The sequence below is a fragment of the Arcobacter sp. F155 genome (assembly GCF_004116455.1).
Classification (GTDB): domain Bacteria; phylum Campylobacterota; class Campylobacteria; order Campylobacterales; family Arcobacteraceae; genus Halarcobacter.
The window spans coordinates 230,896-254,567 of the sequence record NZ_PDJU01000002.1; the positions used below are offsets into that span (position 1 = coordinate 230,896).

The 23,672-nt window shown below is 27.2% G+C and carries 27 protein-coding genes; 10 read left to right on the forward strand and 17 right to left on the reverse strand.

Translation table 11 applies throughout. The features are described from left to right. Positions 1–104: 104 nt before the first annotated feature. From rraA to CRV03_RS03605, 5 genes are read right to left on the reverse strand one after another with little or no spacing between them, the layout of a single operon-like run. Positions 105–587 (reverse strand): ribonuclease E activity regulator RraA, encoded by a 483-nt coding sequence (gene rraA, locus CRV03_RS03585; protein WP_129083776.1) that lies wholly within the window; start codon positions 585–587, stop codon positions 105–107. Between the two features lie 13 nt (positions 588–600). Then, positions 601–1,386, reverse strand: coding sequence for an amidohydrolase (locus CRV03_RS03590; RefSeq protein WP_129083777.1), 786 nt, complete (start codon positions 1,384–1,386; stop codon positions 601–603). Between the two features lies 1 nt (position 1,387). Then, a complete protein-coding gene (locus CRV03_RS03595) occupies positions 1,388–2,638 on the reverse strand; it encodes a TRAP transporter large permease (RefSeq protein WP_129083778.1) in 1,251 nt (416 codons plus the stop codon). Continuing rightward, positions 2,626–3,168, reverse strand: a complete 543-nt coding sequence (locus CRV03_RS03600; RefSeq protein ID WP_129083779.1) for a TRAP transporter small permease — start codon at positions 3,166–3,168, stop codon at positions 2,626–2,628. The genes CRV03_RS03595 and CRV03_RS03600 overlap by 13 nt, the downstream gene beginning before the upstream one ends. Positions 3,169–3,170: 2 nt before the next feature. Continuing rightward, positions 3,171–4,136, reverse strand: a complete 966-nt coding sequence (locus CRV03_RS03605) for a TRAP transporter substrate-binding protein (protein WP_129083780.1) — start codon at positions 4,134–4,136, stop codon at positions 3,171–3,173. Between the two features lie 564 nt (positions 4,137–4,700). Here CRV03_RS03605 and CRV03_RS03610 point away from each other — a divergent pair. Together CRV03_RS03610 and CRV03_RS03615 are read left to right on the forward strand one after the other, a co-directional pair. Continuing rightward, positions 4,701–5,345: a hypothetical protein gene (locus CRV03_RS03610; RefSeq protein WP_129083781.1), complete on the forward strand. Its 645-nt coding sequence runs from the start codon at positions 4,701–4,703 to the stop codon at positions 5,343–5,345. 149 nt (positions 5,346–5,494) lie between these two features. Next, positions 5,495–6,109, forward strand: a complete 615-nt coding sequence (locus CRV03_RS03615; RefSeq protein WP_129083782.1) for a LysE family translocator — start codon at positions 5,495–5,497, stop codon at positions 6,107–6,109. 43 nt (positions 6,110–6,152) lie between these two features. Here CRV03_RS03615 and CRV03_RS03620 read toward each other — a convergent pair whose 3' ends face one another. Beyond that, positions 6,153–6,716 (reverse strand): hypothetical protein, encoded by a 564-nt coding sequence (locus CRV03_RS03620; RefSeq protein ID WP_129083783.1) that lies wholly within the window; start codon positions 6,714–6,716, stop codon positions 6,153–6,155. Positions 6,717–6,950: 234 nt separating this feature from the next. On the opposite strand from CRV03_RS03620, the gene CRV03_RS03625 reads away from it, so the two are divergent. Together CRV03_RS03625 and CRV03_RS03630 are read left to right on the forward strand one after the other, a co-directional pair. After that, complete coding sequence (locus CRV03_RS03625; protein ID WP_129083784.1) at positions 6,951–7,754, forward strand: AraC family transcriptional regulator; 804 nt, start codon at positions 6,951–6,953, stop codon at positions 7,752–7,754. Positions 7,755–7,793: 39 nt separating this feature from the next. Further along, positions 7,794–8,687: a DMT family transporter gene (locus CRV03_RS03630; RefSeq protein WP_129083785.1), complete on the forward strand. Its 894-nt coding sequence runs from the start codon at positions 7,794–7,796 to the stop codon at positions 8,685–8,687. 105 nt (positions 8,688–8,792) lie between these two features. Here the strand turns inward: CRV03_RS03630 and CRV03_RS03635 are convergent, their stop codons facing one another. After that, positions 8,793–9,251 (reverse strand): hypothetical protein, encoded by a 459-nt coding sequence (locus CRV03_RS03635; protein ID WP_129083786.1) that lies wholly within the window; start codon positions 9,249–9,251, stop codon positions 8,793–8,795. 426 nt (positions 9,252–9,677) lie between these two features. On the opposite strand from CRV03_RS03635, the gene CRV03_RS03640 reads away from it, so the two are divergent. Further along, positions 9,678–10,247: a recombinase family protein gene (locus tag CRV03_RS03640; protein ID WP_129083787.1), complete on the forward strand. Its 570-nt coding sequence runs from the start codon at positions 9,678–9,680 to the stop codon at positions 10,245–10,247. A gap of 371 nt (positions 10,248–10,618) precedes the next feature. Here CRV03_RS03640 and CRV03_RS03650 read toward each other — a convergent pair whose 3' ends face one another. Continuing rightward, positions 10,619–10,885 carry a hypothetical protein gene (locus CRV03_RS03650; RefSeq protein WP_129083789.1) on the reverse strand — a complete coding sequence of 89 codons (267 nt, stop codon included), beginning with the start codon at positions 10,883–10,885 and terminating at the stop codon, positions 10,619–10,621. A gap of 519 nt (positions 10,886–11,404) precedes the next feature. Here CRV03_RS03650 and CRV03_RS03655 point away from each other — a divergent pair. Further along, a complete protein-coding gene (locus CRV03_RS03655; RefSeq protein ID WP_129083791.1) occupies positions 11,405–12,430 on the forward strand; it encodes an MFS transporter in 1,026 nt (341 codons plus the stop codon). A gap of 238 nt (positions 12,431–12,668) precedes the next feature. Further along, on the forward strand, positions 12,669–13,616 hold the full coding sequence (locus CRV03_RS03660; RefSeq protein WP_129083792.1) for an L-lactate dehydrogenase: 948 nt from the start codon (positions 12,669–12,671) through the stop codon (positions 13,614–13,616). A 10-nt stretch (positions 13,617–13,626) separates the two neighbouring features. Here the strand turns inward: CRV03_RS03660 and CRV03_RS03665 are convergent, their stop codons facing one another. From CRV03_RS03665 to CRV03_RS03685, 5 genes are all read right to left on the reverse strand, one after another. Beyond that, positions 13,627–13,935 carry an AzlD domain-containing protein gene (locus CRV03_RS03665; protein WP_129083794.1) on the reverse strand — a complete coding sequence of 103 codons (309 nt, stop codon included), beginning with the start codon at positions 13,933–13,935 and terminating at the stop codon, positions 13,627–13,629. After that, complete coding sequence (locus CRV03_RS03670; protein WP_129083795.1) at positions 13,928–14,611, reverse strand: AzlC family ABC transporter permease; 684 nt, start codon at positions 14,609–14,611, stop codon at positions 13,928–13,930. Before CRV03_RS03670 ends, CRV03_RS03665 begins: the two co-directional genes overlap by 8 nt. A 46-nt stretch (positions 14,612–14,657) precedes the next feature. Beyond that, positions 14,658–15,488 (reverse strand): AraC family transcriptional regulator, encoded by an 831-nt coding sequence (locus CRV03_RS03675; RefSeq protein ID WP_129083797.1) that lies wholly within the window; start codon positions 15,486–15,488, stop codon positions 14,658–14,660. 76 nt (positions 15,489–15,564) lie between these two features. Further along, positions 15,565–15,912 carry a hypothetical protein gene (locus CRV03_RS03680; RefSeq protein ID WP_129083798.1) on the reverse strand — a complete coding sequence of 116 codons (348 nt, stop codon included), beginning with the start codon at positions 15,910–15,912 and terminating at the stop codon, positions 15,565–15,567. Positions 15,913–15,922: 10 nt separating this feature from the next. Continuing rightward, positions 15,923–17,239 (reverse strand): sulfite oxidase, encoded by a 1,317-nt coding sequence (locus tag CRV03_RS03685; protein ID WP_129083799.1) that lies wholly within the window; start codon positions 17,237–17,239, stop codon positions 15,923–15,925. Between the two features lie 167 nt (positions 17,240–17,406). Here CRV03_RS03685 and CRV03_RS03690 point away from each other — a divergent pair, with 167 nt between their 5' ends. Continuing rightward, on the forward strand, positions 17,407–18,093 hold the full coding sequence (locus CRV03_RS03690; RefSeq protein ID WP_129083800.1) for a response regulator transcription factor: 687 nt from the start codon (positions 17,407–17,409) through the stop codon (positions 18,091–18,093). After that, positions 18,083–19,105, forward strand: a complete 1,023-nt coding sequence (locus CRV03_RS03695) for a HAMP domain-containing sensor histidine kinase (RefSeq protein ID WP_129083801.1) — start codon at positions 18,083–18,085, stop codon at positions 19,103–19,105. Before CRV03_RS03690 ends, CRV03_RS03695 begins: the two co-directional genes overlap by 11 nt. A gap of 16 nt (positions 19,106–19,121) precedes the next feature. On the opposite strand, the gene CRV03_RS03700 is transcribed toward CRV03_RS03695, so the two are convergent. After that, a complete protein-coding gene (locus CRV03_RS03700; protein WP_258239004.1) occupies positions 19,122–20,669 on the reverse strand; it encodes a cache domain-containing protein in 1,548 nt (515 codons plus the stop codon). Between the two features lie 71 nt (positions 20,670–20,740). On the opposite strand from CRV03_RS03700, the gene CRV03_RS03705 reads away from it, so the two are divergent. Beyond that, positions 20,741–21,421, forward strand: coding sequence for a response regulator transcription factor (locus CRV03_RS03705; protein WP_129083803.1), 681 nt, complete (start codon positions 20,741–20,743; stop codon positions 21,419–21,421). On the opposite strand, the gene CRV03_RS03710 is transcribed toward CRV03_RS03705, so the two are convergent. From CRV03_RS03710 to CRV03_RS03720, 3 genes are read right to left on the reverse strand one after another with little or no spacing between them, the layout of a single operon-like run. After that, complete coding sequence (locus tag CRV03_RS03710) at positions 21,422–22,240, reverse strand: EI24 domain-containing protein (RefSeq protein WP_129083804.1); 819 nt, start codon at positions 22,238–22,240, stop codon at positions 21,422–21,424. It abuts the gene before it with no gap. Between the two features lie 9 nt (positions 22,241–22,249). Continuing rightward, complete coding sequence (locus CRV03_RS03715) at positions 22,250–23,125, reverse strand: radical SAM/SPASM domain-containing protein (protein ID WP_375153733.1); 876 nt, start codon at positions 23,123–23,125, stop codon at positions 22,250–22,252. Positions 23,126–23,134: 9 nt separating this feature from the next. Next, positions 23,135–23,671 carry a hypothetical protein gene (locus tag CRV03_RS03720; RefSeq protein ID WP_129083806.1) on the reverse strand — a complete coding sequence of 179 codons (537 nt, stop codon included), beginning with the start codon at positions 23,669–23,671 and terminating at the stop codon, positions 23,135–23,137. Between the last annotated feature and the right edge of the window lies 1 nt (position 23,672).

A 23,672-nucleotide genomic window follows, 5' to 3' on the forward strand; every position in this document is an offset into this window, starting at 1 on the left:
ATTAAGTTTCTACGTAATATTTTTTTATAATGATTGTTTTTTATCATTACTTATACCTTCTCATTTGTATTAATGGATTAATAGTTTCTTGATTATAAAATATATTATAACTTTTTATCTAAAACTATAACCCCATCTTCATCGCAATAAATATAATTATTTTCTTTAAATGAGACATTCTCAAAAGTTAAATTAACACCTATCTTTCCATTTGTTTTCTCAAAACTTCGTAAAGGGCAAGTACCTAAAGCAAGAAGCCCTATATTGAATTTTTTTGTTTCCATTGTATCCCTTACATAACCATTTATAATCATAGCTTCATAATTAGCTTTTTCTGCTAAAAAAGACAACTTATCTCCAACAACTGCATAATATTCTCCTTGAACATCAACAACTAAAACTTTTCCTAATCCATCACTTTTATTTAAAATATCAATTAATGACCAATTACTTTTGTTTAGTTTAACTGTTTTGACTTCTCCTTGAAATATCTTTTTTCCACCAAAATTCTTAAATTTTGAAGAAAGTACTTGTATATTTTTATCTTGATTTTCATCACATAAATCTGCTGTTTTAAATTTTCTCATATATTTCCTTTTATCAATTCCACTGGAATAATTTCTTTGCATTATTATCTAATACTTCTTCTAACCCCTTAGTTAATATATTTTTTGTCAATAAATCAATTGATTTTTTATAACTCCAAATATTTTCAAATCTAGTAAAAGGGCAATCACTTCCCCACAATAATTTTTCTTTTCCAATTATTGTTATAAGATCATTAATGAAATTATCAATTTTCAAATCATTAAATCTATAGTTTGCAGACAACTTTACATAAATGTTAAAATCTCTCTTTAGTAGTGATATAAATTCTTCGCTATATTCTAATTTTTTTGGTCTAGCAAAATGGTCTAATACTATCTTTAGGTTAAAATTATTAAAACTTGTAAATAGTTTACAAATATCATCTTCATTTGCATGAATTTCAAGATGCCAATTTAATTGATTTAATATATAAAAAAGGTCTTGATATTTTTTTAGCCTAAAGTTTGGTAATTTTTTCCCAATTAAATTAAACCTAATTCCTTTTATCCCCAAATTATTATAACTAATCAGTAAAAGTTTCAAATTTTCATACGTGTCAAAATCATCTAAAACTATGACACCTCTATATTTTTTTGGATTTTTACTCACCGTTTTAACAAGGAGACTATTGTCATTTCCAAGAAAACTCGGCTGAACTAAAACTGCTTTCTTAATATTATGATTTTTCATTGTTTTTTCTAAATCACTTTGAGTAAAGAGATATTTAGGAGTATATCTCTTTACCTCATTTGAAAAATCTAAACTATCCCAAATATGGGTATGCGTATCTATTTTCATCTTACTTAAACCATATTGATAACCAAGGTACAAAAGTAACAATCCCTAAAACAATAAACATTGTTAAAATATACCATTTAGAATATGACATCACTTTATTAACCTTTAGACTTGTAGTTGAACAAACAGTTAATAATACAGATGCAACAGGTGGTGTTTGTTGACCAATACCTAAATTTAAACATACAATAACACCAAAATGAATTGGATCGATTCCTATCATTGTAGCAATGGGTAAAAGAATTGGAACAACAATAATAATTGCTGCAGATGCATGTAAAAACATTCCTAGTAATAATAAAAATATATTTAATACTAAAATTAAGATAATTGGACTATCTACTAAAGCTGATAATGACATTGCAATTTCTTGAGGCAATTGTTCATTTGCCAAAAACTGTCCAATAATGGATGAGCCAGCTACAATCATCATTACAATTGAAGTTTGTTTAACTGTATTCGTAAAAGCTATTTTTAGGTTATTAAAAAGATTTTTCTTATCTTGAAATAAAAAGAAAGCACTTAAAAATACACCTAGTGCAGCAGCTTCAGTTGGAGTAATAAGTCCCATAATTAATGAACCTACTACAATTATAGGAATCATAAGAGGGAAAAAAGCAATGGTAAGTGCTTTTATAACTTCAGTAATACTAAACTTATGATCTTTTGGATAGTTATTTTTCTTTGCAAAAATATAGTTTGTAACCATAAACGCAATACCCAATAGAATTCCTGGAAAAATACCTGCAATAAACAAGTCTTTTATAGAAGAATTTGTACTTACTCCATATAAAACCATTGGAATTGATGGGGGAATTATAATGCCAAGTGTTGCACTTGATGCTGTTACACTAGCTGCAAACTCAGCTGGATAGCCTTTCTTTTTCATTTGAGGTACAAAAACTTTACTCATAACTGCTGCATCAGCAACAGCAGAACCACTCATTTCTGCCATAAACATAGAAGTAGTTACATTAACATGAGCAAGTCCACCTCGAATCCATCCTACAAGTGATGAAGCTAAATCAATCATTGCTTTTGAAATATTTGATAAACTCATTATCTCACCCATTAAAATAAACATAGGGATAGCTAAAAGAACAATGCTATTTGTTCCTGAAAACATTTGTATAGGAACTGTAATTAAATCAATCCCTTCAATATACATTGCAACTGATGCAGTAATCATTAAAGCAAAACCAATAGGACTACCTAGAAAAATAAGTACTAATAAAATGGCTATGATATACATTTGTACTCCTTATAAATATTTATAGACAAGGCAATTATTAATATAAAAGATGCAATAGGAAAAATCATCATAAATACACCTTGATAAATATCAATAGTTTCTATATATGTTGAACCATCAATATCAATCATTTTTATTGAAAAATAAAAAAGCAGTGCAAAAAATATAATCGACATAATAGTTGGAATCATTTGAAATAGATTTTTTAACTTTGTAGGTAGACTATCAACTAATAAATCAAATTTTATATGAAGATTTTCTCTCTCTGCTAAATAAGCACCTAAGAAACTAAGCCATACTAATAGATATCCTGGGATTTCATCCGTAGTAGCACTTAAGGTATCAAAATATATTGTAAAAAACTCATAAATTGTATTTGCAATTACAAACTCTTCTAAATAAATTCCTAAAAAATCAATAACTACATATCTATAAAAAACAGCAAAAATTAGCATTGAAGTTGCACACAATAAAATGATACTAGCTAAGATAAGAATAATCTTATCTAGCTTTTTTGTAAAAGAAGTCATAACTACTCCTTAGTTTTTTCAATAATATCTAACCAATCTCTACCGTACCTCTTCTCATAATTAGTATATAATCTAGTAACTTTTTCTTTGAAAGAACCAATATCAACATTGTTGATTTGAACTTTACTTTTCATATCTTCAAAATATTTTGCTTCAAGAACTGCTGCCTCATCATATTGTGTAGCAGTAATATCTTTACCAACTTTTTCAAATATCTCTTGATCTTCTTTAGACAAAGAGTCAAAGAATTTTTTTGATACTAATAAGAAACTTGGTGTATAAACATGATTTGTAATACTTAAATGTTTAAGTACTTCATAATGTTTTTGTCCATAAAAACCATATGTAGCAGCTTCTACACCATCAACAACCCCTGTTTGAAGTGCTGTGAAAGTCTCTTTCCATGCAACCTTTTGAGGTGTCGCCCCCATCTTTCTAAATACATCTTGTCTAAATTTTCCACCTGAAATTCTAATTTTTAATCCTCTTAAATCTTTTGGTGTATTAATAGCTCTTTTCGAATTCATGATATGTCTAAATCCATTTTCATAAATACCTAAAACCTTAATAGTTTTGTTATCCTTTTCAATAGTATTTTTAATCTCATTATAAAGACCTGCATTCATTGCTCTTTGAACATGTGCCCTATCATTAAATAACCAAGGTAAATCAAAAATACCTAGTTTCTTATCAAGTTTAAGTACCCCTGAAGCAACTACAATCATTTCTAAAGATCCAGCCTTTAGATTTGTAATTAAAGCTTTCTCTTTCCCTAACTGTGCACTTGGATAAAGTTTAAAATCATAAGCTTTCTTAACTTTTGAATTTACTCCCTCTGCAAAATTTTTTCCTTGATAATATAATGGTGCTAAAGCAGATACATGAGAAGCTATTCTTACCTCTTGTGCATTTAATAAGCTAGCTCCTAGCAAAATTAATGGAAAAACTGGTTTTAAAATCCTAGTCATAATCAATCCTTTTTTTTAAATTTATTAATTGTGACGTACGAAAATTTTGATATTATTGGTAAAAAGTTGGGAAAATATTGGGATTAGAATATTTTTATGCAATTTATGATTCATTCTAAAGATTAAGAGTCTTCGTGAAATTTAGTAACTAATTTTTTAATAAAGAAGGATTAAACTTAATATGTAAAGATTCTTCTAAATCATTTCATATATTTAATACAAACTTTTAAAGAAAATAATACAAATAACTTTCTAGCTAAAATTAGTGTCTACTAAGAACCTAGTAGTTATTTTTAATTAATTAAATTTATTAAAATTAAGAGACATGTAAAAGTTTGAATAAAAAGGTTAATACTTCAACTTTAGTTCATTTATGATGATTATTAAAAATAGTGTTATAAAATAATCTAGCCCATAAAGAGTACTCTATCAGTAGTTAATAGTCTGAAAATGGAAATAAAGTCTATTTATTGATTGTTAAAGTTTAAATCATGTTTACTATATTCAGTCTCTAGAATAGTAACCTATGTTATTATTAATAAAATATAATAGATAGGTGTTTATATGGAAGTATTATTACCTTATGTGGGGAAGATTCTCATCGGCTCAATAATATTAATTTCAATCTTATTAGTTTTTATTTACCAAAGTAAATTAGAAAAATTAAAAAGATTTACAACGATATGTCTTATTGGTTTTTTTTCATGGGGTCTTGGAAAAGATGTAAATACGAAAATTATAATGTTTATAGTCATCACAGGTTTTGTTCTTTATATATGGAATAAAATGGATAAAGAAAAAGATAATAATATGAAGAAACTTCTTAAATATATTGATAATATAAATGCTTATGGGAAATATCTTGAATTAAATCCTTTAGAAATTGAAGAAATAAGGCATTCATCTAAATTACCATTTAAAAAAGAAAATTTTATAATAGATTCATTAATTTACATTAGAGTAGTAGAAAAGGAATTTCAAACATTGATTCTTAATTCAATTCCTCTTCTTGCTTATTTTAGAGATGATGTCCCTGAAGATGGCTATATTTCTAATATATCAAAAATTATAAAAGATAACAATAATAGAAACTCAACTATTGAGGATTTATTAAATAAACCAGATGAAGATAATTTTCCAATTGATATATATAATAAATGTAATGAAGAATCTAAAAGAATCTTAAAATTGTTACAAGCATCTTGTTAAAAAACTTTATATGGGAATTTAAATACAACTAAGTAGTAAAATGACTCAATCTGAATGGAAATGTAGTATATTCTTTAAGTGTAAAGTAGATTAGATGATAATTAAAATAAAAGAATTTGGATAAAATTTAAATTAAATAAGGAAAGCCAATGTCATTAATTGATATGTTAACATTTTCTGGAGCAATGTTTTTATTTGCACTTAGTCCTGGACCTGGATTATTTGCAATTATTTCAAATGCTCTATCTTCAGGTTTAAAAAACACTTCTTTTTTAGTAATTGGAATGGTTATTGGTGATATAGTTTTTTTACTTTTAGCTATTTTTGGATTGAGCGCAATAGCTTCAATATTAGGTGATTTTTTTATTATTGTAAAATATATTGGAGGTATGTACCTATTATATTTAGGATATAAAATAATAACTACAAAAGAAGAAGAAACAAATATAAAAGAAATAAAAAGTTTACCGTGGAAGAAAAACTTTATTGCAGGTCTATTAATAACACTAAGTAATCCAAAGGTTATTTTCTTTTATTTAGGTTTTCTACCTACTTTTATAAATTTAGAGACATTGACTATTTCTGATATTGTTATTGTTACGACTCTTGTTACAATAGTACTTAGTGTAGTACTTATAGCTTATGCATATAGTGCAAATAGTGCAAAAAAACTATTTAAAAGTAAAAGTGCTAAAAGAAAAATTAATATTGTAGCTGGAAGTGTAATGATAACAGCTGGTGGAGTATTAATTGCAAAACCATAAGTTCTCCACCAGAATTTAAGTTAATTCACATTTTAATATATTGTTATGCTTTTGTAATATTTTGTATTTGTTCTTTTATTGCAGATATTTTTTGATTCAGCTCTACTATCTTTTCATTTATCTGATTCGCTTGATGTGGATTGTCTGTAAAATTCAACTTTTTCATTAGCGATGCAACTTTACTTTCATACTCTCTTAGTTTTTTATATAATTTTTGAAGTTGTGTTGCAGGACTATTAGCAGCCTGATAACCTTTTGTTTTTGCATCTGTTGAAATATCAAGGAAAATGCCATTTTCTTCTTGTTTTTCCTCTTCTTTTTGTAGATTATTTATTGTAGCATTGATATAGTTTGTATCCTCTTCCTTTGCTATTAAAGCACCTTGATAAGAGATAAAAGAATTTTTAAAATATTTATTTTGCATATTATAAACTTCTTTATCCAATGCAATAACTTCATCTTTTATTATTAGTGCAATTTTATTCTCATCTTTTTTTATACCAATTGCTTTTTCGAGAAGCTCTTTTCTAATCTCTATTCTTTTTTCTCTATTTTTCTTTTGTAGTTCATTTATGTAGCTATTTTTAGTATTATAAGATATTGTCATAATAAACCTTTTTTAACATATAATAATTAGTTTATACATATATAATATCTAACATTAGATTCATTAATAATTATAGTACAGTGAGTTTTATATTTATTTTAAAACCTACTAACAGTAAATATGAAAAATAGTTTAGGATTAATCATTTAAAAATTTCTATAAAAAGATGCCAATATAGAAAATATATAACCAGTTCTTTTAATAAAATTTTTCTCTTTAGTGTATAATAATAAAATGAATAAATTATTGAATAATATTCTTTTCACTAATGTAAAAGAATCTAATAAAAATTTTAGTATGCATTTCCATGATACTTATTCTATAGGTATTACACATCAAGGTTTATATAAATCTAGAAATAAGAATAATACATTTGACTTTTATGCAAACTCTACAAGAGTAAACAATCCATATGAACTTCATGGAGGTATATCACAAAATTGGTTTAACCATTATTTTTATCCTTCTGTTGAATTGATGAGTGAAATTTATTTTGAGATTTTTTATGAGAAGAAAGAGCCTATATTTGAAAAGCATATTATTAATGATTTACTTTTATATTCAAAATTAAGAGATGTCTTTGAATCTGTAATATATAAAAAAGATTATATTGAATTAGAAACATACTGTATCGATGCCTTGTCTTATTTAATTAAAAATTATACAGTAGTTGGAAAACAGTTAGATAGTCATTTCAACAATAATATAGTTATTTCTAAAAGCATAGAATTGATAAACGATACTTTATACAACTCCCCAAGTTTAGATGAACTATCAACTAATATAGGATTGAGTAAATATCATTTTATACGAATATTTAAAGAAGAAATTGGATTAACTCCTCATCAATATATAATAAATAAAAAAGTTGAAAATGCAAGAAAGCTAATAGAGAAAGGTTACAGTATAATTGAGGCATCAATTGAGTCTGGATTTAATGACCAATCTCACTTTAATAGAAACTTCAAACGAATCTTTGATTTTTCTCCTACATGGATAAACAAAAACCGCAACTTTATTCTATACAATAATTACTAACATTAGATAAACTTCTTTTATTAATTAAAAAGAGGCTTTATGACTACAACAAACAAAAACTTATTTTATTTTTTACTTTTTTTAGCAATGATAGGATGGGGAGCTTCTTGGGTAAATATAAAGGTATTAAGTAATTATCTTAACGAGTTTGAAACCATGTTTTTTAGGTTTTTCATAACTGCAATAACAATGGTTCCAATTATAATATTTCTCAAAAAATCATTCAGAATAGATTTTAAAAGTTTTATATGGGTTTTCCTTACATCTATTACATTAATAGGATATATGAAGTATTTTTATTTAGGAACAAAATATGGTACTGCAAGTCTTGGAGGAGCTTTTGTAACAAGTCTAATTCCCATAATTACTTTTTTAATATTAGCTATTTTAGGAACAAAGAAAATTACAAAAAAAGATCTGATTGCTTTATCCTTAGGAGCAATAGGTGTTATGACCATGTTAGATATTTGGTCTTTTAATCTTGAAGAAGTATTAGTAATACAAAATCTTTACTTTATTTTAGCAGCACTTCTTTGGGCTATAGTAACAATATTAAGCTCTAAGGCATCTAATATTTCGCCAATTGTATTTACATTTTATCTGTATATGGTAATTTGTATTCTAAATATATTTTTCTTTGTAGATTTGGTAAGTATAGACTATTCATCTTTAGATTCAATATTTTGGGTTAATATGTTAGTTTTATCGATAGGTGCATCAACTTTCTCAAATACCATTTATTTCTTAGGGATTGAAAAATTAGGTGCAAGTGAAGTAAGTTCATTTATATTTTTAGTTCCTTTTGCAGCAATAACTCTAAGTGGAATATTTTTAAATGAAGTAATTACTCCTTCAATTATTTTAGGAACTTTTTTAACAATTATTGCTGTAAAAATATTAAATAATATAAAATTTCCAAAAAAACATAAATAGAATTAATATATAAAAAAGTTTGTTCATAATAAATAATATTAATTTAAACAAAAAAATTGTTCTTTATATATATGATTAAAAAACAAACGTCTACTATAAAAATTTTTATTTAGATCTAGATTTTTCTAAAACTTTTTGAATTTGTTCATTAATAGTACTTACTTGTGCACTTAATCCTGAAACTTTTTCCATAAGTACTTTTATTTCTTCTTCACTTGCCTCTGCCATTTTTGACATAAACTGAGCTATTTGTTTTTGTAGTTCTTGTTGTTTTTTATATAACATTTCAAGAGATCCTAATTCATCAGAAGATTCACTTTTTTTTACTCTTTTCTTATCATTTTTTATATTTTCTTCTGTTTCATTAATTTCATTTTTTAATTTAAAAAAATTTTCTGTTGAAACATTTTCAATACTATTAGTCGGAATAATAAGCAAATTATTAGAGCTACCGTTAGTGTGATTTTTTAATGTACTTTTTTCTACAGTATTTATTTCTTTACTTTCTATATTTTTATTACTGAATAAATATATTTCTTGATTATTAGTAAAATTAATTTTCATTGATTTCTCTTTTTTTTAGAAATTAATCTAATTTTTATAATTGTTTAATTTTAACATTATTTAATTTAAAAGATAGAAATAATTTATTTTTTAGTTTTTCTCATTTTATAATTATTTTATTTCTATTTAAAATTTAAACTAATTCAAATCAAGTAAAGCCTTACCTTGAATATAAAGAGACAGTAAACTTCTAGAACACTCACCATATACAACTACTAAGCTTGAATTGATGCTCCATGTATCTACAATAGTATAAATAATTTGTTTTTTGCTGGATGCATTATATTATCTGTATATACTATTGCTAGTAACTCAATTAAAATGATTTTTTTATACTCTTTATCTGTTCTTTTAGGGAAAACTACATTACTTTACAATCCTTCAAATATATGAGATAAATAGTAAGTTCAACACAAAGGATTTATTATGAATGTAGGTTATGCAAGAGTTTCAACTTCTAGTCAAAATCTTGAGAATCAAATAGAGCAACTCAAAAGTGCTGGCTGTGAAAAGATCTTCTCAGAAAAAAGATCAGGAAAGAATGAAGCAGATCGTGAACAGTTTAATATTATGATGGATTTTGTAAGAGAAGGTGATGTACTTTATATTACAAAACTTGACAGGTTAGCACGGTCTGTAATAGATCTTCATAATATTGCAAAGTTTTTAGAGAGCAAGGATGTAAACTTAAAAGTATTACATCAAAATATTGATACAACATCTCCAGCAGGTAGACTATTATTTACTATGTTAGGTGCTATTGCAGAATTCGAACGTGATTTAATAAATGAACGTGTTAGGGAAGGAATTGAAGCTGCAAAGAAAAAAGGTGTTCATTTTGGTAGAAAAGCTATTCTTAGTACTAAAGAAAAGAATATTATATACAAACAGCGTGAAAAAGGAAAATCTGTTGCATTCTTATCAAAGATTTTTCATGTAGCTCGTAATACAATCTATAGAGCGATTCAAGATGTAGCTAAAAAGAAGAGGTTATAAGAGTATTTTAACTATTTATGATCTAACGTTTAGCTAAGGGGGGGGTGGCAAGTGATTTATCCCGAAACTGATTTAGCATTTATAAGTTTTGATTCAATTTTGAGTTTGGCAAACAGCATAGCCTCTTGCCGTTCCTCTTGAGGGCTGTGTTAGGCTTTTCTTTGTACTAATTATTTTTAATTTTCAACCAAATTGTTTTTACAAACACTAACAATAATCCAAGAGCTCCAAAAATTAAGCTAAAAAAGCCAAGTGGCATAAACCAACTTTCTTGCAAAAAATTATTGTGATCAACAAATTGATAAAAATTAGTTTCAAGATAAAGAAAGATTATCCCTATGGTAAAAAGATTAACGCTAAATAATAATAATTTATTCTTTTTCATTTTTTTTCAGTTCGATATGTTCAACATAAATATGCAAAACATTACTTGCACTTGGCTTTACATTAAACACAGGGAATGTATTTTGTTCTTCATCTGCAGGGGTGATTATAGGTAAACCACCAAAATGATTTGATTGTGGATTCAAGTCTAACTCTATAATTTTATTTTCTGTTAATTCAATAACAATAGAATTAGCATCTATTTTATTTCTTGTTCCATCATCATTTATTGTAAATGCCTTATATTTCTTCATTTGAATATTCTCCATTTTTTGGTTTTAGTGCCTAACTATTTATTGAATATATATTATAGATCAAAGAACCTAAAAATGAACAAATAACATGTACAAAAAGTGTTGTATATCAAAATATCTACAAACACCTTAAATAAGGTATTTTTGTAGATGTTACTATAAAAAAACATTAGAGATTGAGATGTTTCTTAAATAAATTTTAAGTATATGATATGCTTTTAATGTATGTTTAATGTGGATATTTAGATGATAATAATACATAATGTATATTAAGGTGATATCGTAATTAACCTGCAAATGTTAAATATATTAAGAGGATTAATGTGGAAAGAAAATTGCTACAAAGATGAGTTACAAAGACAAGTTCAATAACCTGTAATATTTGGCACAAAATTTGACGAAGGGAGATTAAGTATGCTAAAATTTTAAGATTAAAAGTTTACAGAAATGTCATTTAATAGTAGATAGTCCTAAAATACGAGTAAATTTACACATAAATATAAGATTTGAATAGGACAGATGTTCTGGGGAAGAATCAGTGATATTATAGGAAGAAGAAATGTAGCGCTTATAGGACTTGTTATTTTTTCTATAGCTTCATACTTAATATCAAAGATAACTCAAGATAGCCCAACTCAGTTTTTAGCATACAGAGCTTTACAAAGCTTTGGAGGAAGTGCTTGTTTTGCTGCAATCTTTGCAATTATCAGAGATACCTTTGATGGAGTAAAACTTGGACGAGCTTATAGTTATCTAAACGGTTCTTTAGCGATTATTCCCGTATCTGCTCCACTTATTGGGGCTTTTATTTTAGAAACAAACTCTTGGCAATATGTATTTACTCTGTTTTCTATTATTGGTTTATGTAGTATTGTTTGGACTTATCTTTTTACAGCAGAGACTTTAGTAAAAAGTAAAAAAGATGATATCTTAGAAAAGCAGTCAACAATAGAAGTATACAAAAGTGTAGTGACAAATAAAAACTTTGTACTATATCTTAGTCTTACACTTGTTGGTTTTCTTGGGTTTATGTTCTTTTTAACTATTGCACCTTTATATTTGATTGGGTATTTAGGTGTATCAAAAGTATCATTTGGTTGGATGTTTATGCTTATAGCTTTTGTTTTTATGATTGGTAGTTTTACTGTTCCTTTAGTTGTAGAAAAAATAGGAATAAAAAACACAGTAAGTATTGGTATCTTATTTTATACTTTTGGAGGAGTATTAATCTTTGCTCTTTCATCTTTTGGTATTTGGCAAACATATGTTTTACCTATGGCTATTATCGCTGTAGGTTGTACTATTTTTGTAAGTGCTTGCCCTGCTTTTGCACTAGAAGACTTTAAAGAAAATGCAGGAACAGCATCGGGTCTATTTTCAGCACTAAACTTTGGGCTTTCTTCTATGGGAGCTACTTATTTAGCAACTGTTATAAACCTATCTTCAGCAAGGGATATTTCCCTTATTTATATCGTAATTGGTACGCTAGTTATACTGACATATTTTTCTTATAGTTTTTACAAAAACAAAAACATTGCAAAATGAAATACTTTTAAGTAAGCAGAGTTTTTATTGATATACTTTCAAAATATAAAATGAAAGGATATCATGGAGACTTATGCTTATTATCTACTAGCGTTACTGATAGGAATAAGTGCTTTCACCTCTTTTAAAAGAAGAAATAAAAAAAGATGGAAAGACGAAAGAAAAATAGACTTCCTAAAATAACTTTTCCTTAAAATTATCTAGCTACAATTCAAATAAAAAACAAAAGGTTTTTCATATGTCAAGTCTTACAAAAATAGGTGTAATTGGTGCAGGAAATGTAGGTGCAGCTATTGTAAATGCTTTAGTTCTTAGAAATGTTGGAAAAGAGATTGTTCTTTTCAATAGAGACAAAGACAAAGCAATAGCAGAAGCTATGGATATAGATGACACTATTCCACTACTTTCAGAGATGACTGTAAAAGCTACAAATGATTATAAAGACTTAGCTAAGTGTAGTATTGTAGCTATTACAGTAGGAGCTAGACAAAAAGAAGGTGAGACAAGATTAGAACTTCTTGATAGAAATGCAAAAATCATAAAAGATATAATCAAAAACCTTGATAAATACGTGCCAAATGCTGTTTTAGTTATGGTATCAAATCCTGTTGATATTCTTACAAGAGTTGCACAAGAAGCAAGTAAAAGAGACTCTAACAAGATTTTTGGTTCAGGAACACTTTTAGATACTTCAAGATTAAGATTTCAAGTTGGAAAAGAGTTAAATGTAAATAGAAAAAATGTTCATGTTCATGTTATAGGTGAGCATGGAGATAGTGAGTTTGCTGTTTGGTCAAATGCAATAATTGGTTCAATCAAACTAAAAAATTTCCCTCTTCCAAAGGGTTTGAAATTAGAGCAACTAAAAAAGAATACTATGCAAATAGTAAAAAATAGAGCCTATGAGATTATCCAAAGAAAAGGATATACAAACTTTGGGGTTGCAGTTGCTGTTGCAAAACTTATTCAAAGTGTTATTCGAGATGAAAAGAAAATATTCTCTGTATCAGTAAAAGCAAATAAAGAGTACAACCTAGAAAAAGGAACTGTTCTTAGTCTTCCTTGTACAATTGGAAGTAAAGGTGTTGAATATAGACTAAATGTCTCTTTAAATAAAGAAGAAAAAGTTCTACTTCTAAAAGCCTCTAAAAGTTTAGGTGAAGCATACAAAAAAATCAAAGCATAAGCCAAAAGGCTTATGTCATATAGTTTCTAAAAAGAGCTATAAATAAAATAGAAACACACATAGAAAGAAGAACATTATTTGTTCTATACATAATCAAAACAATAAGTAAACTTGCGATTACTCCAGCAACTCCTTCTTTTATAATACTTGGAAAAACCAAGGCTAAAAGTAAAGTAGAAGGAAGATAGTCTAAAAATAGTTCTATCTTTTTGTTTTTTGATAACTTACTTGAAAGAAGAATTCCAAAAACCCTTAAACTATAAGTTCCCAATGCAACTAAAAATATTATAGCTAAGGCACTAAATGTAAAACTATCCATATCTTTCATCCTTTGAAAAAACTACAGCTGAAAAAGCACCTAAAATAGCTGCTAAAACTATATATATTTTTCCATCTATTAACTGCTCAAAAGCAAAAGCACTTACAATAGTTATAAGCCAAGGAATAATATTTTCTTTTCCTTTATACATACTAATAGCTAGAGCTAAAAAGATTGCAATAAAGGCAAAGTCTAAACCGTATTTTTCTGGACTTTGAATAAAATCACCTAAAAAATATCCAAGGGAAGTTCCTGCAAACCAAACTGAAAAAATACAAACTCCTCCACCCAATAAAAACATAGGAGTAATACTTTCTTGTTTTAATCTTTGCATTGTAATAGCCCAACACTCATCAGTCACAAAGTGCATATATTTAAATTTTTGAGTTTTACTTGTGCCTACAAAAAGAGTATTCAATGAAGCAGTAACTAAAAAATATCGAAGATTTACAAGAAGTGCTGCAATCGTCACTCCAATAATATCAAGAGTTGTATTCCACATATCTACAATTACAAATTGAGAAGAACCTGCAAAAATAAAGATATTCATCAAAGCTAATTGGTAAAACTCAATATCTTTTTGAACACAAAGTACACCTAAAACTGCACCGTAAGCAAAAACACTAATTCCAATTGGAAGATTAGCTATAAATCCGTTTCTAAAATTTTTATCCATAAAAGAATATTATCAAAGAAAGAAATTATTGTCTTGTATGAAATTGCTAATTAAAAAACTTTTTGTATTCCCCAGGAGTTAAGCCCATGATAGATTTAAATCTTCTATTTAAATGGCTTTGGTCATTGAAGCCACAAATATGCGCTGTATTTGTAAGACTTTCACCTTTTTGAAGTAACTCTTTTGCTTTTTCTATTCTTTTTAGCATAAGGTAATTATGGGGAGAAAGAAAAGTTTTGTCCTTGAAAGTTCTTAGAAAATGGTATTTTGATACATCTAAAGCATCTGAGATATCATCTAAGTTTAAATCTAAATGGTAGTTTTCACTCATAAACTCTTTTGCTTTTTTTATCATTGATTGATGATTTGAAATATTTTTGTCAATACTGTATTTTACGTTTTTTGAGACTAAACTTTTAACAGAATCTAAAAGCTCACACTCAAAATCTAAGTTAGAAAGATATTGATTTTCACTAAAGTTTAGTATCTTCAAAAATCTACTTGAAAGCTCTTTATCAAAATAAGCACCTTCTTTAAAATATAGTTCACTTGTATGAAAGTTTTCATTTACAAGCTCTTTAAATAAATTTGGTTTTAAATAGATTGAATAAAGAGTATAGTCTTTATGGTAAAAAGTTTGACAAGCATGGGTTTCATCAGGATTTACACTAACAATAGTAGAACTATCTAAGCTCTTTTTTTCACCATCAACAAATGCATCCATATGTCCATTTTGGATTAGTCCAATAGTATAGTCTTCGTGAACATGCTTATCAAAACCGTAGTTTAGAAAATAAGCCTTATGAAAAGTAATGTCATCACTAAACTTTGGTTTCCAAATTTTAGTTTGAAAAGCAGTGTCTTGATTTTTTGCCATATGCAATTATATACTATTTTTAGAAGTTTTTATTGTACCAGATTGCTATTAGGGAAGATTTTCCCTAATAATTGATTTATGGTAATAGGTCTTTACTTAGATTTTGTCTTCTTGAAGCCTTATCAGGAGCATAGTTTTTCTCTAAATAGTCTAAAATAGTCTTTTCAGTTTGTGCATCAAACTGCCATAACCCTTGAGAATCTTGCATCCATCTAATCATATCAAGCCAAGTTTGTCTATCACCTCTTTGTAAAGTAATAAACTTAGCACTATGACAAACTGTACAGTTTGCTCTAACTACTTCCATTCCAGAATCAATAATAAGTCCTGTCTCTTTATCATATTGCTTTTCAGCTGCAAAAGAAAAAGAAGAAAGAAGTGTAAGTAGCCCTAGGGCTACAAAAGTTTTTTTGAATAATTTCATTTAAAACTCCTTACACTACTAATACAGCTATTCTATGGCAAGCATTATTTAAATAACCTCTTGGGTTCCAACCTGGTAAAATCATTGGTTGTTTAACACCATTTGAGTCCATAGCTCTTGCCCAAACTTCATAATAACCAGTTTTAGGGAACTTAACTGATGCTTCCCATGATTGCCAAGCAAGTCTGTTTAGTGGTTTATTTAACTTCTTAACTTTTTTCCATGTTGCTCCAAAGTCAATTGAAACTTCCATTTGTGTTACTTCTAAATCACCTGCCCAAGCTTTTCCATTGAATTTAAACTTCTTATTTAACTCATGTCTTACACCTGATTTAGGGAAAGTAATCAATGACTTAACAGGCATTGATTCAATAATTTCCATATCTTCATCGGCTACTTTTGTTCCAGGAGCAACTGGATTTTTAGGTACTCTATAAGATTGTCCATTCATTTTCTTACCATCATGAACTCTATCTCTAATAACAATCTTTTTAAGCCATTTTCCAGATACAGAGGCAGGCCATCCACCAACTACTAATCTTAAAGGATAACCATTATATAAAGGAATATCTTCGCCTTCATATGCCCAAGCGATTAAAGACTCATCTTCTAAAGCTTTTTCCATTGGAGCACCTCTTGAGATAACCTCTTTTGTTGGGTCACCACTTAAGTGAGTATCTCTTCCATAATATCCAATATAAACAGCATCTTTTTTAATACCACAATACTCAAGAACATCTCTTAATCTAACACCAGTCCATCTACCACAACCTATAGCACCAGTTGTCCATTGATTTCCTTTTGCTGGAGGATTAACTTCTTTTCTACCATTTCCACCACACTCTAATTGTAAAGCATAAGTATAGTGTTTAAACTTCTCTTTTAACTCTTTTAGTGTAAATGTTGTAGGTTTTTCACAGCTTTCTCCTGCAATTTCTAAAGTCCACTCATCTGGATTTTCTGTTTTCTTTGGAGGAACACCATTATTTCTAATAAAGAAGTGTTTTCCAGGTGTAAATTCATCATTTAATAAATGTGGCGGTGTTTCTGCATTTACAGGTCTATCATTTAGATAAACTAATCCATCTTTTCCTTCTATTTTAAAAGGTTCAGTTGAATCAGCTAATGCAGCAGGAATAAGACCAGATGGCATATTTGAACCAAAAGGTATATTTGAACCAACCATTGCAGCCATTGCTAAAATAGAAGATTTTTTTAAGAACCCTCTTCTTGACTCATCGCTTTCTCTCCCAAATATATCTAAATCACTTTTTACTGGATCATTATAATAAGCTTCATGAAGCCCAATTTCTTTTTTTTCTTTCATTACATATCCTTTAGTACTTTTATATGTGTGCATTTTATTTTAAGACTATTGAGATTTTATGAAGAAATTATTAAGAAATTGTCAAGATAAAATCTTCATACTTTCTTAACAATACAATTGTATAATCACGAGAAGTACACTATAGTTAAATAAAAATTGAGTATTAAATGAAAAAAAATATATTGATAATAGAAGATGAAGAATCTATTGTACACTTTATAAAAAATAGACTTGATTCTAAAGTTTATAATGTGGATATTGCCCTAGATGGGAAAAGTGCTTTAGAGTTTATAAAAGCAAAAGAGTATGACCTTGTTACCTTAGATATTATGCTTCCACATGTAGATGGTTTTACACTTTGTAACTCAATAAGAAATCAGTCTAAAAAAACACTTATTATTATGATAAGTGCTTTAGATACAGAGGATTTTAAAACAAAAGGTTATAACTATGGGATTGATGATTATATAGCCAAACCTTTTTCTGCAAAAGAGTTATCACTTAAAATAAAATCACTTTTAAAAAGAAGAGATGAACTAATTGTTTCTAAAAATCAAGAAGAGACAAGTAGTATTGTTGTAAATGATGAGGCAAAAGAAATCTCTATAAATAACTTCATAGTTGACTTCACACCTAGTGAATATTTTATTCTTTCTGTTTTTACAAATAATAAAAACAGAGTATATTCAAGACAAGAGTTAGCTCAACTGATTTATGACAACTACTTAGGTGAAATTGATGATAGAGGAATTGATAGTCATATTTGTAATATAAGAAAAAAGATATCTCTTCATCACAATAAAAATATAATTAAAACAATTAGAGGAATAGGATATAAAATAGATGAAAATTAAAACATTTATTGTAATACTTGCTACTGTTGCAGGACTTATTGTTTCAACTTTTACTGCTGTTATGACTTTTGTAATTATAGGTAAACCTATTTGTAGTGTAATGCTTATAAAAATTTCTCTAACAGTATTATCAGTTTTACCAGTAATTGGTTTTCTTAGCCTATTTTCTGGAACTTACCTTTCAAGAAAATTTCTTTTTATACAAGAAAGATTAGCAAAGATTAGAGACCAAGAGTTTACACAAAATAACAGTAAAAACTTTATTAGTGAAGTTCATGAGATAAATGATGATATAAACTATTTATCAAATCAACTTGAAACGTTAATTGGAGATTTAAGACAAAAAAACCATAATCTTTCAAATCTTCTTATTTCAATGTCCCATGATATTAAAACACCAATAACAATAATCAATGGTTATATAGAAGAGATTGAAGATGGATTAGTATCTAAAAAACAACTTCCTGAAGCACTTGATTATATGAAAAAAGAGATTAACTTTTTAAATGAGCTTACTGTAGATATGTTAGAGTTTATTTCATCTATGGAAAGACATAAAGCAAAAGAAAAAATCATCTTATACTATTTTTTAGAAAATGAACTATTCCCACTTTTACCAAAAAATGAAAACGTACAATTGATAAATGAGATAAATAAAGACTTAGTGATAGAGTTCAATAAAATTGATTTAAAAAAGATTTGTATAAATATCATTTGTAATGCAATAAAACATATTGAAAAAGGCTATGTAAAAGTATATTCAGAGGGTGAAAATATTTACTTTGAAAATAATGGAAATAAAATAGAAAAAGAGTATAGTCAAAAAATATTTGACCCATTTTTTACAACATCAAAAAGTAAAAATAGAAAAAACAGAAAAAATGGTTTTGGCTTAGGTTTATCAATTGTTAGTAACTTATCAACTAACAACTCTTACAAATGTAGTTTAAAATCAAGTGATGAAGAGAAGACTATTTTTAGTCTTGAAAAAAAAGAGATAATAATTAAATAGAAAGTAAAACTACTTTCTATTTAGGTAAATAAATCTCAAATCTTGCACCATGAGTTGTATCTCTAACTCTTAGTTTTCCATTCATATTTTTTTCAACAATAATCTTTGACATATAAAGCCCAATACCTGTTCCATCACTATCTTTTTTTGTAGTAAAATATGGTTCAAAAACTTTACTTTTTGGTTCTACTTTGATTCCACCACCATTATCTTCAATAAGTAAGATAACATTGTTTTCTGTCTCTTTTGCATAGATTTTTATCCATGGTTCTTGAATCTTATTTTGAATAAGAACATCTTTTGCATTTGTGATGATATTTAAAATTACTTGCTGGAACTCATTTGCATATGTATTTAGCTTAATATCCTCAGGAATATCCATATCTACTAAGATACTATTATTTGATAAAGCACTTGAAATAATAGTCATAATAGAGTCCATTGAACTTCTTAAATAAAACTCCTCTTTAGACTTTTTAGGCATGAAGAAATTTCTAAAATCATCAATAGTATGAGACATAAACTCTAATACAGCCTCAGCTTCTCTTACTTTTTTATCCATTGTTTTCTCATCAAGTCTTTCCATATAATACTTAAACTTGATATTCATAAAGATAGAAGAGAGTTCAGATAAAGGTTGTCTCCATTGGTGAGCAATATTTGAAATCATCTCTCCTAGGGCTATAAACTTTGATTTTTGAACAAGAAGCTGTTCATGCTCCCTATTCTTTTCAATCTCATCTTCAACTCTTTTTTCAAGGTTCTCATTAAGCTCATTTAACTCATCTGTTTTTGCTTTTACTCTTCTTTGATATGACTTTAAAACATCGTCAATTTTTTGTGAAACTAAGATAGAAATAACAATTGCTATTGATAAAAACAGTGTAAATAGTAAAATATTTTGAACTATTTGATTTTGGATACTCTTTTGAAGTTGCTCTCTATTTCTTGAAATCTCTTCTTCAATATCATCTGTATAAACCCCAACTGCAATAACCCATCTCCATCTAGGGAAATATTTAAAATAAGAAAGTTTTTGATTAGATGTCTCACTATTTACTTTTTTATATGCATACTCAGTAAAGGACTCACCCTTTTGTCTTATATCTTCCATAAACTGTTGACGGAACTTTTTGCCATTTGCATCTTTGTAGTTTGTAGAAAGCATACGTCCTAATAAATCAGGTCTATTTGGGTTTACAAGTAGTTTGGCAAAGTCATCACCACCATTTATATCTAAAACCTCATATACAAAAATATAGTTACTTTTATCTTCATCAAAAGAGATATTATTTAGAAGTCTTACTGTATCTCTTTTTAGTTCATCTTCATTCTCTTCATCACTTTTTGTTGCATTATATTTGATTACATCAATGATTGTATCAATCTCTTTTTTTAACATTATTTTTTGATTTTTATAATAATCTTGAACATATTTGTCCATCTGTCTATCAAAATCTTCATATGTCTTTTTTACATAGAAATAAGAAATCATAAGAATCATTGTTGTCATGATAATTATGAAAACATAAATTATTATTTTTGAGATATTCTTTTCTGTCATTAACTGCAAATTCTAAACCCTAATGCTATTTTCGATATGATACCATACTTTTAATAATAGGGGTTTTTTGTATGGACAAATCACTAATTTCAAACTTGAAAAACTTCACTATTTTATATATTGAAGATGAAGAAGGTATTAGAAAGAACATTACCGAGGTATTAAAGGACTTATTTAAAGAGACATATGTAGCCAAAAATGCAAAAGAAGGTTACAAACTTTATGAACAAAATAAACCTGATTTAATCATTACAGATATTAAAATGCCAAATGAAACAGGTATTGAACTAATTAAAAGAATTAGAAAAGTTGATAGTAAAGTAAGAGTTATTATAACTTCTGCACACACAGATTTAGAGTATATGCTTGAAGCTACTGAACTTCATCTTGTAAAATATATTATCAAACCTCTTACAGAAGGAAAACTAATTGAAGCCTTAGAAGCTTTTGTTAAAAGTTTTGATAGTGCTAGAGTTTATAATCTTTTAGAAGGTTGGTTATTTGATGAGAGTAAATCAATTATTCAATCACCAGATGAAGAGTTTAAACTAACAAGAAAAGAGAATCAATTTTTAAAACTACTAATTCAAAAAAATAGAATTATTACTTATGAAGAGATGGAAAATATCATTTGGAATGAAGATATTATGACACCAAATGCTATGAGATTATTCATCAAAAACTTCAGAAAGAAACTTCCTTCTGATGTTCTTAAAAATGTTCAAGGAACAGGATACAGACTAGTTTTATAACTAGTTTGTTATCTGCTTTTTATCTAAATTATTTATTATACTATCTTCGTTATTTCTAATCTTTTTTAACTCTTGAAAATATCCATGACCTAAATATATAATATAAAATACAGCTGTAAATAGTGTAATAAAAGGAATCATAGATAAAATATATAAGAAAATAGTTCTTCCTCTAAAAGAGCTTGCTTTTTTTGCATGAATTACTGCATACTCTTCTTTAGTAAGAATAGTTGAAGCAATATCATAATTTAAAAGTTTATGAAAAAAGTAGTAAAGAGGAAAATTAAATGCAATTATATTTATAAAAGGAATAAAGTATAAAGGCATTAATACAAAAAACATAATCACCATAATAAGACCACTTCTAGCTAAAACCCAAAGAGGACTTAGAATATTTCCAAAACCATTTGTTTTTATCTCAGGATAGTGTCTTTTTTGAATAATCTCTAAAATAAAAGGTGTTAAAAAACCTATAATAATAAGTGTTGTAAACACCGAGAACATCATTACAAATAGTGTTCCAATTGTATAAAATAAAAAACCTACTAACCAAGAAGTTACTGAGTATTGAAATAAGAACCCAATAACTGCTGTCGCCCAAATATAATAAAAAGGAGCATTTGGGTCAACTGCTACATCTTGTCCATTTTGTGTAGTTTCAATATAAACTTGTAGTGAGTCAAAACCATAATCTGCTGCACTATAAAAAGCTATTAATAAAACTGCCATTGTAATTATAAGTGGTAAAAAAGCTATTTTAAGCATTGACTTTGTAAAAAAGTCCCTAACACTTAAAGCTATCATTTGTCCTTCTAACATCTAAAACCTTTATTTATCAAATCTTGTTCTGTATTCACATTTTTGACAAAGTTCTTCTATTACTTTGCCACTTTTAAAACCTTGTTTTATATCTTGAACTCTTTTAGAAGATAAAATCTCTTTAATTGAAGAGTTATTAATATCTCCTAAATTTATAATCGCATCTTTATCTAAACAACAAGGAGCTACTTTTCCAGAACTTAAAATTGCAAAGTGAGAATCCAATCCATAACAAGTTCCTTCTTCTGATACAAACTCATTATCCAAGCTTGGCCAATTGAAATATTCATCAAAATTTATAAAAACCATTCTTGCAAGTTTTATGTTTTTTGGTTTCTCTTTGTAAATTGCATCTAAATCCAAGTTTACATCAAAATGCTTTTCTAAATAATTAAACACTTTGCTATTAAACTCTTTAGCACTTTTACTATCATCTAAATTCCAAATTCTAAAGTTTATAAAAAAGTGTTGTTCTTTTTGAATTGCATATTTTGTAAACTCAACTATTGGGTTTAAATACTCTTCTAAAGACTTCTTGTGCGAGTTTGCATTATATGAGTTTATTGAGAAGTTTATTTGTCTTATTGCTTTGTGCATCAAAGTCTCATGGAAACTTTGATTTATATTGTTTGCGGTAGTTACAATATTTACTTTTAGTTCATGGTTTAAACTTATATCTAGGTATTCATTTAAATTTTTTAAAACTAAAGGGTCACCAACTACATGATAAGCTAACTCATTAGTTACCTCTTTTAGCTCTTTGTTTAATTCATCAAACTTTGAAAGCTTCATTGTCTCATTTGGCTGAAGCTTTGGAGGGCAAAAGCTGCACTTTAGATTACATACATTTGTTATTTCAACATGTACTTTTTTAAATTTTGCTATAACTAATCCCTACTTTAAAAGATAAGGCATATCTTCTTTTAAAGACTGTAATAAATCTTCATTTAAAAAGAATCTTGCAAAATCATAATCTCTATTTTTATATGCATAAGCACAAATGTATCTATTTCTCTTTAAAAGCTCTACAGTCTCTTCTAAAGTCGCTTGTAAAGCTTCATTTTCCATATAGTAAGTATACATCTTTTTTAATGGCTCTTCCATATTTGAATCTTTTAAAAATACAACATTATCATCTAAGAAATCAATTACATTTTCTTCATTTGATTTAATATTTAAAAAGGCTAATTTAATATCTTCCATTCTTAAATCGAATTTATATCCTAAAAGAAGTAACTCTTTTACATTATTTAGATTATTTTGTTGGAAATAATACTGTAATAAAAGTTTTAAATAGTGATCTTTTACATCATCCTCAAATCCATCTAAGTACTCTAAAACATATTCAACATCATCAATTTTTTGGTTATCTAAAAGTGATTTATGGATAATTCCAATTTCACCTAATATTTCATGTAATCTATCATTCATT

Bases quoted from the DNA above. Each gene is read 5' to 3' on its own strand.
- rraA (WP_129083776.1), bottom strand. From the start codon at position 587: ATGAGAAAATTTAAAACAGCAGATTTATGTGATGAAAATCAAGATAAA.
- CRV03_RS03610 (WP_129083781.1), top strand. From the start codon at position 4,701: ATGGAAGTATTATTACCTTATGTGGGGAAGATTCTCATCGGCTCAATA.
- CRV03_RS03630 (WP_129083785.1), top strand. From the start codon at position 7,794: ATGACTACAACAAACAAAAACTTATTTTATTTTTTACTTTTTTTAGCA.
- CRV03_RS03710 (WP_129083804.1), bottom strand. From the start codon at position 22,240: ATGTTAGAAGGACAAATGATAGCTTTAAGTGTTAGGGACTTTTTTACA.
- CRV03_RS03625 (WP_129083784.1), top strand. From the start codon at position 6,951: ATGAATAAATTATTGAATAATATTCTTTTCACTAATGTAAAAGAATCT.
- CRV03_RS03680 (WP_129083798.1), bottom strand. From the start codon at position 15,912: ATGAAATTATTCAAAAAAACTTTTGTAGCCCTAGGGCTACTTACACTT.
- CRV03_RS03600 (WP_129083779.1), bottom strand. From the start codon at position 3,168: ATGACTTCTTTTACAAAAAAGCTAGATAAGATTATTCTTATCTTAGCT.
- CRV03_RS03605 (WP_129083780.1), bottom strand. From the start codon at position 4,136: ATGACTAGGATTTTAAAACCAGTTTTTCCATTAATTTTGCTAGGAGCT.
- CRV03_RS03670 (WP_129083795.1), bottom strand. From the start codon at position 14,611: ATGGATAAAAATTTTAGAAACGGATTTATAGCTAATCTTCCAATTGGA.
- CRV03_RS03660 (WP_129083792.1), top strand. From the start codon at position 12,669: ATGTCAAGTCTTACAAAAATAGGTGTAATTGGTGCAGGAAATGTAGGT.
- CRV03_RS03665 (WP_129083794.1), bottom strand. From the start codon at position 13,935: ATGGATAGTTTTACATTTAGTGCCTTAGCTATAATATTTTTAGTTGCA.
- CRV03_RS03615 (WP_129083782.1), top strand. From the start codon at position 5,495: ATGTCATTAATTGATATGTTAACATTTTCTGGAGCAATGTTTTTATTT.
- CRV03_RS03655 (WP_129083791.1), top strand. From the start codon at position 11,405: ATGTTCTGGGGAAGAATCAGTGATATTATAGGAAGAAGAAATGTAGCG.
- CRV03_RS03705 (WP_129083803.1), top strand. From the start codon at position 20,741: ATGGACAAATCACTAATTTCAAACTTGAAAAACTTCACTATTTTATAT.
- CRV03_RS03640 (WP_129083787.1), top strand. From the start codon at position 9,678: ATGAATGTAGGTTATGCAAGAGTTTCAACTTCTAGTCAAAATCTTGAG.
- CRV03_RS03590 (WP_129083777.1), bottom strand. From the start codon at position 1,386: ATGAAAATAGATACGCATACCCATATTTGGGATAGTTTAGATTTTTCA.
- CRV03_RS03720 (WP_129083806.1), bottom strand. From the start codon at position 23,671: ATGAATGATAGATTACATGAAATATTAGGTGAAATTGGAATTATCCAT.
- CRV03_RS03595 (WP_129083778.1), bottom strand. From the start codon at position 2,638: ATGTATATCATAGCCATTTTATTAGTACTTATTTTTCTAGGTAGTCCT.
- CRV03_RS03690 (WP_129083800.1), top strand. From the start codon at position 17,407: ATGAAAAAAAATATATTGATAATAGAAGATGAAGAATCTATTGTACAC.
- CRV03_RS03620 (WP_129083783.1), bottom strand. From the start codon at position 6,716: ATGACAATATCTTATAATACTAAAAATAGCTACATAAATGAACTACAA.
- CRV03_RS03685 (WP_129083799.1), bottom strand. From the start codon at position 17,239: ATGAAAGAAAAAAAAGAAATTGGGCTTCATGAAGCTTATTATAATGAT.
- CRV03_RS03635 (WP_129083786.1), bottom strand. From the start codon at position 9,251: ATGAAAATTAATTTTACTAATAATCAAGAAATATATTTATTCAGTAAT.
- CRV03_RS03695 (WP_129083801.1), top strand. From the start codon at position 18,083: ATGAAAATTAAAACATTTATTGTAATACTTGCTACTGTTGCAGGACTT.
- CRV03_RS03675 (WP_129083797.1), bottom strand. From the start codon at position 15,488: ATGGCAAAAAATCAAGACACTGCTTTTCAAACTAAAATTTGGAAACCA.
- CRV03_RS03650 (WP_129083789.1), bottom strand. From the start codon at position 10,885: ATGAAGAAATATAAGGCATTTACAATAAATGATGATGGAACAAGAAAT.
- CRV03_RS03700 (WP_258239004.1), bottom strand. From the start codon at position 20,669: ATGACAGAAAAGAATATCTCAAAAATAATAATTTATGTTTTCATAATT.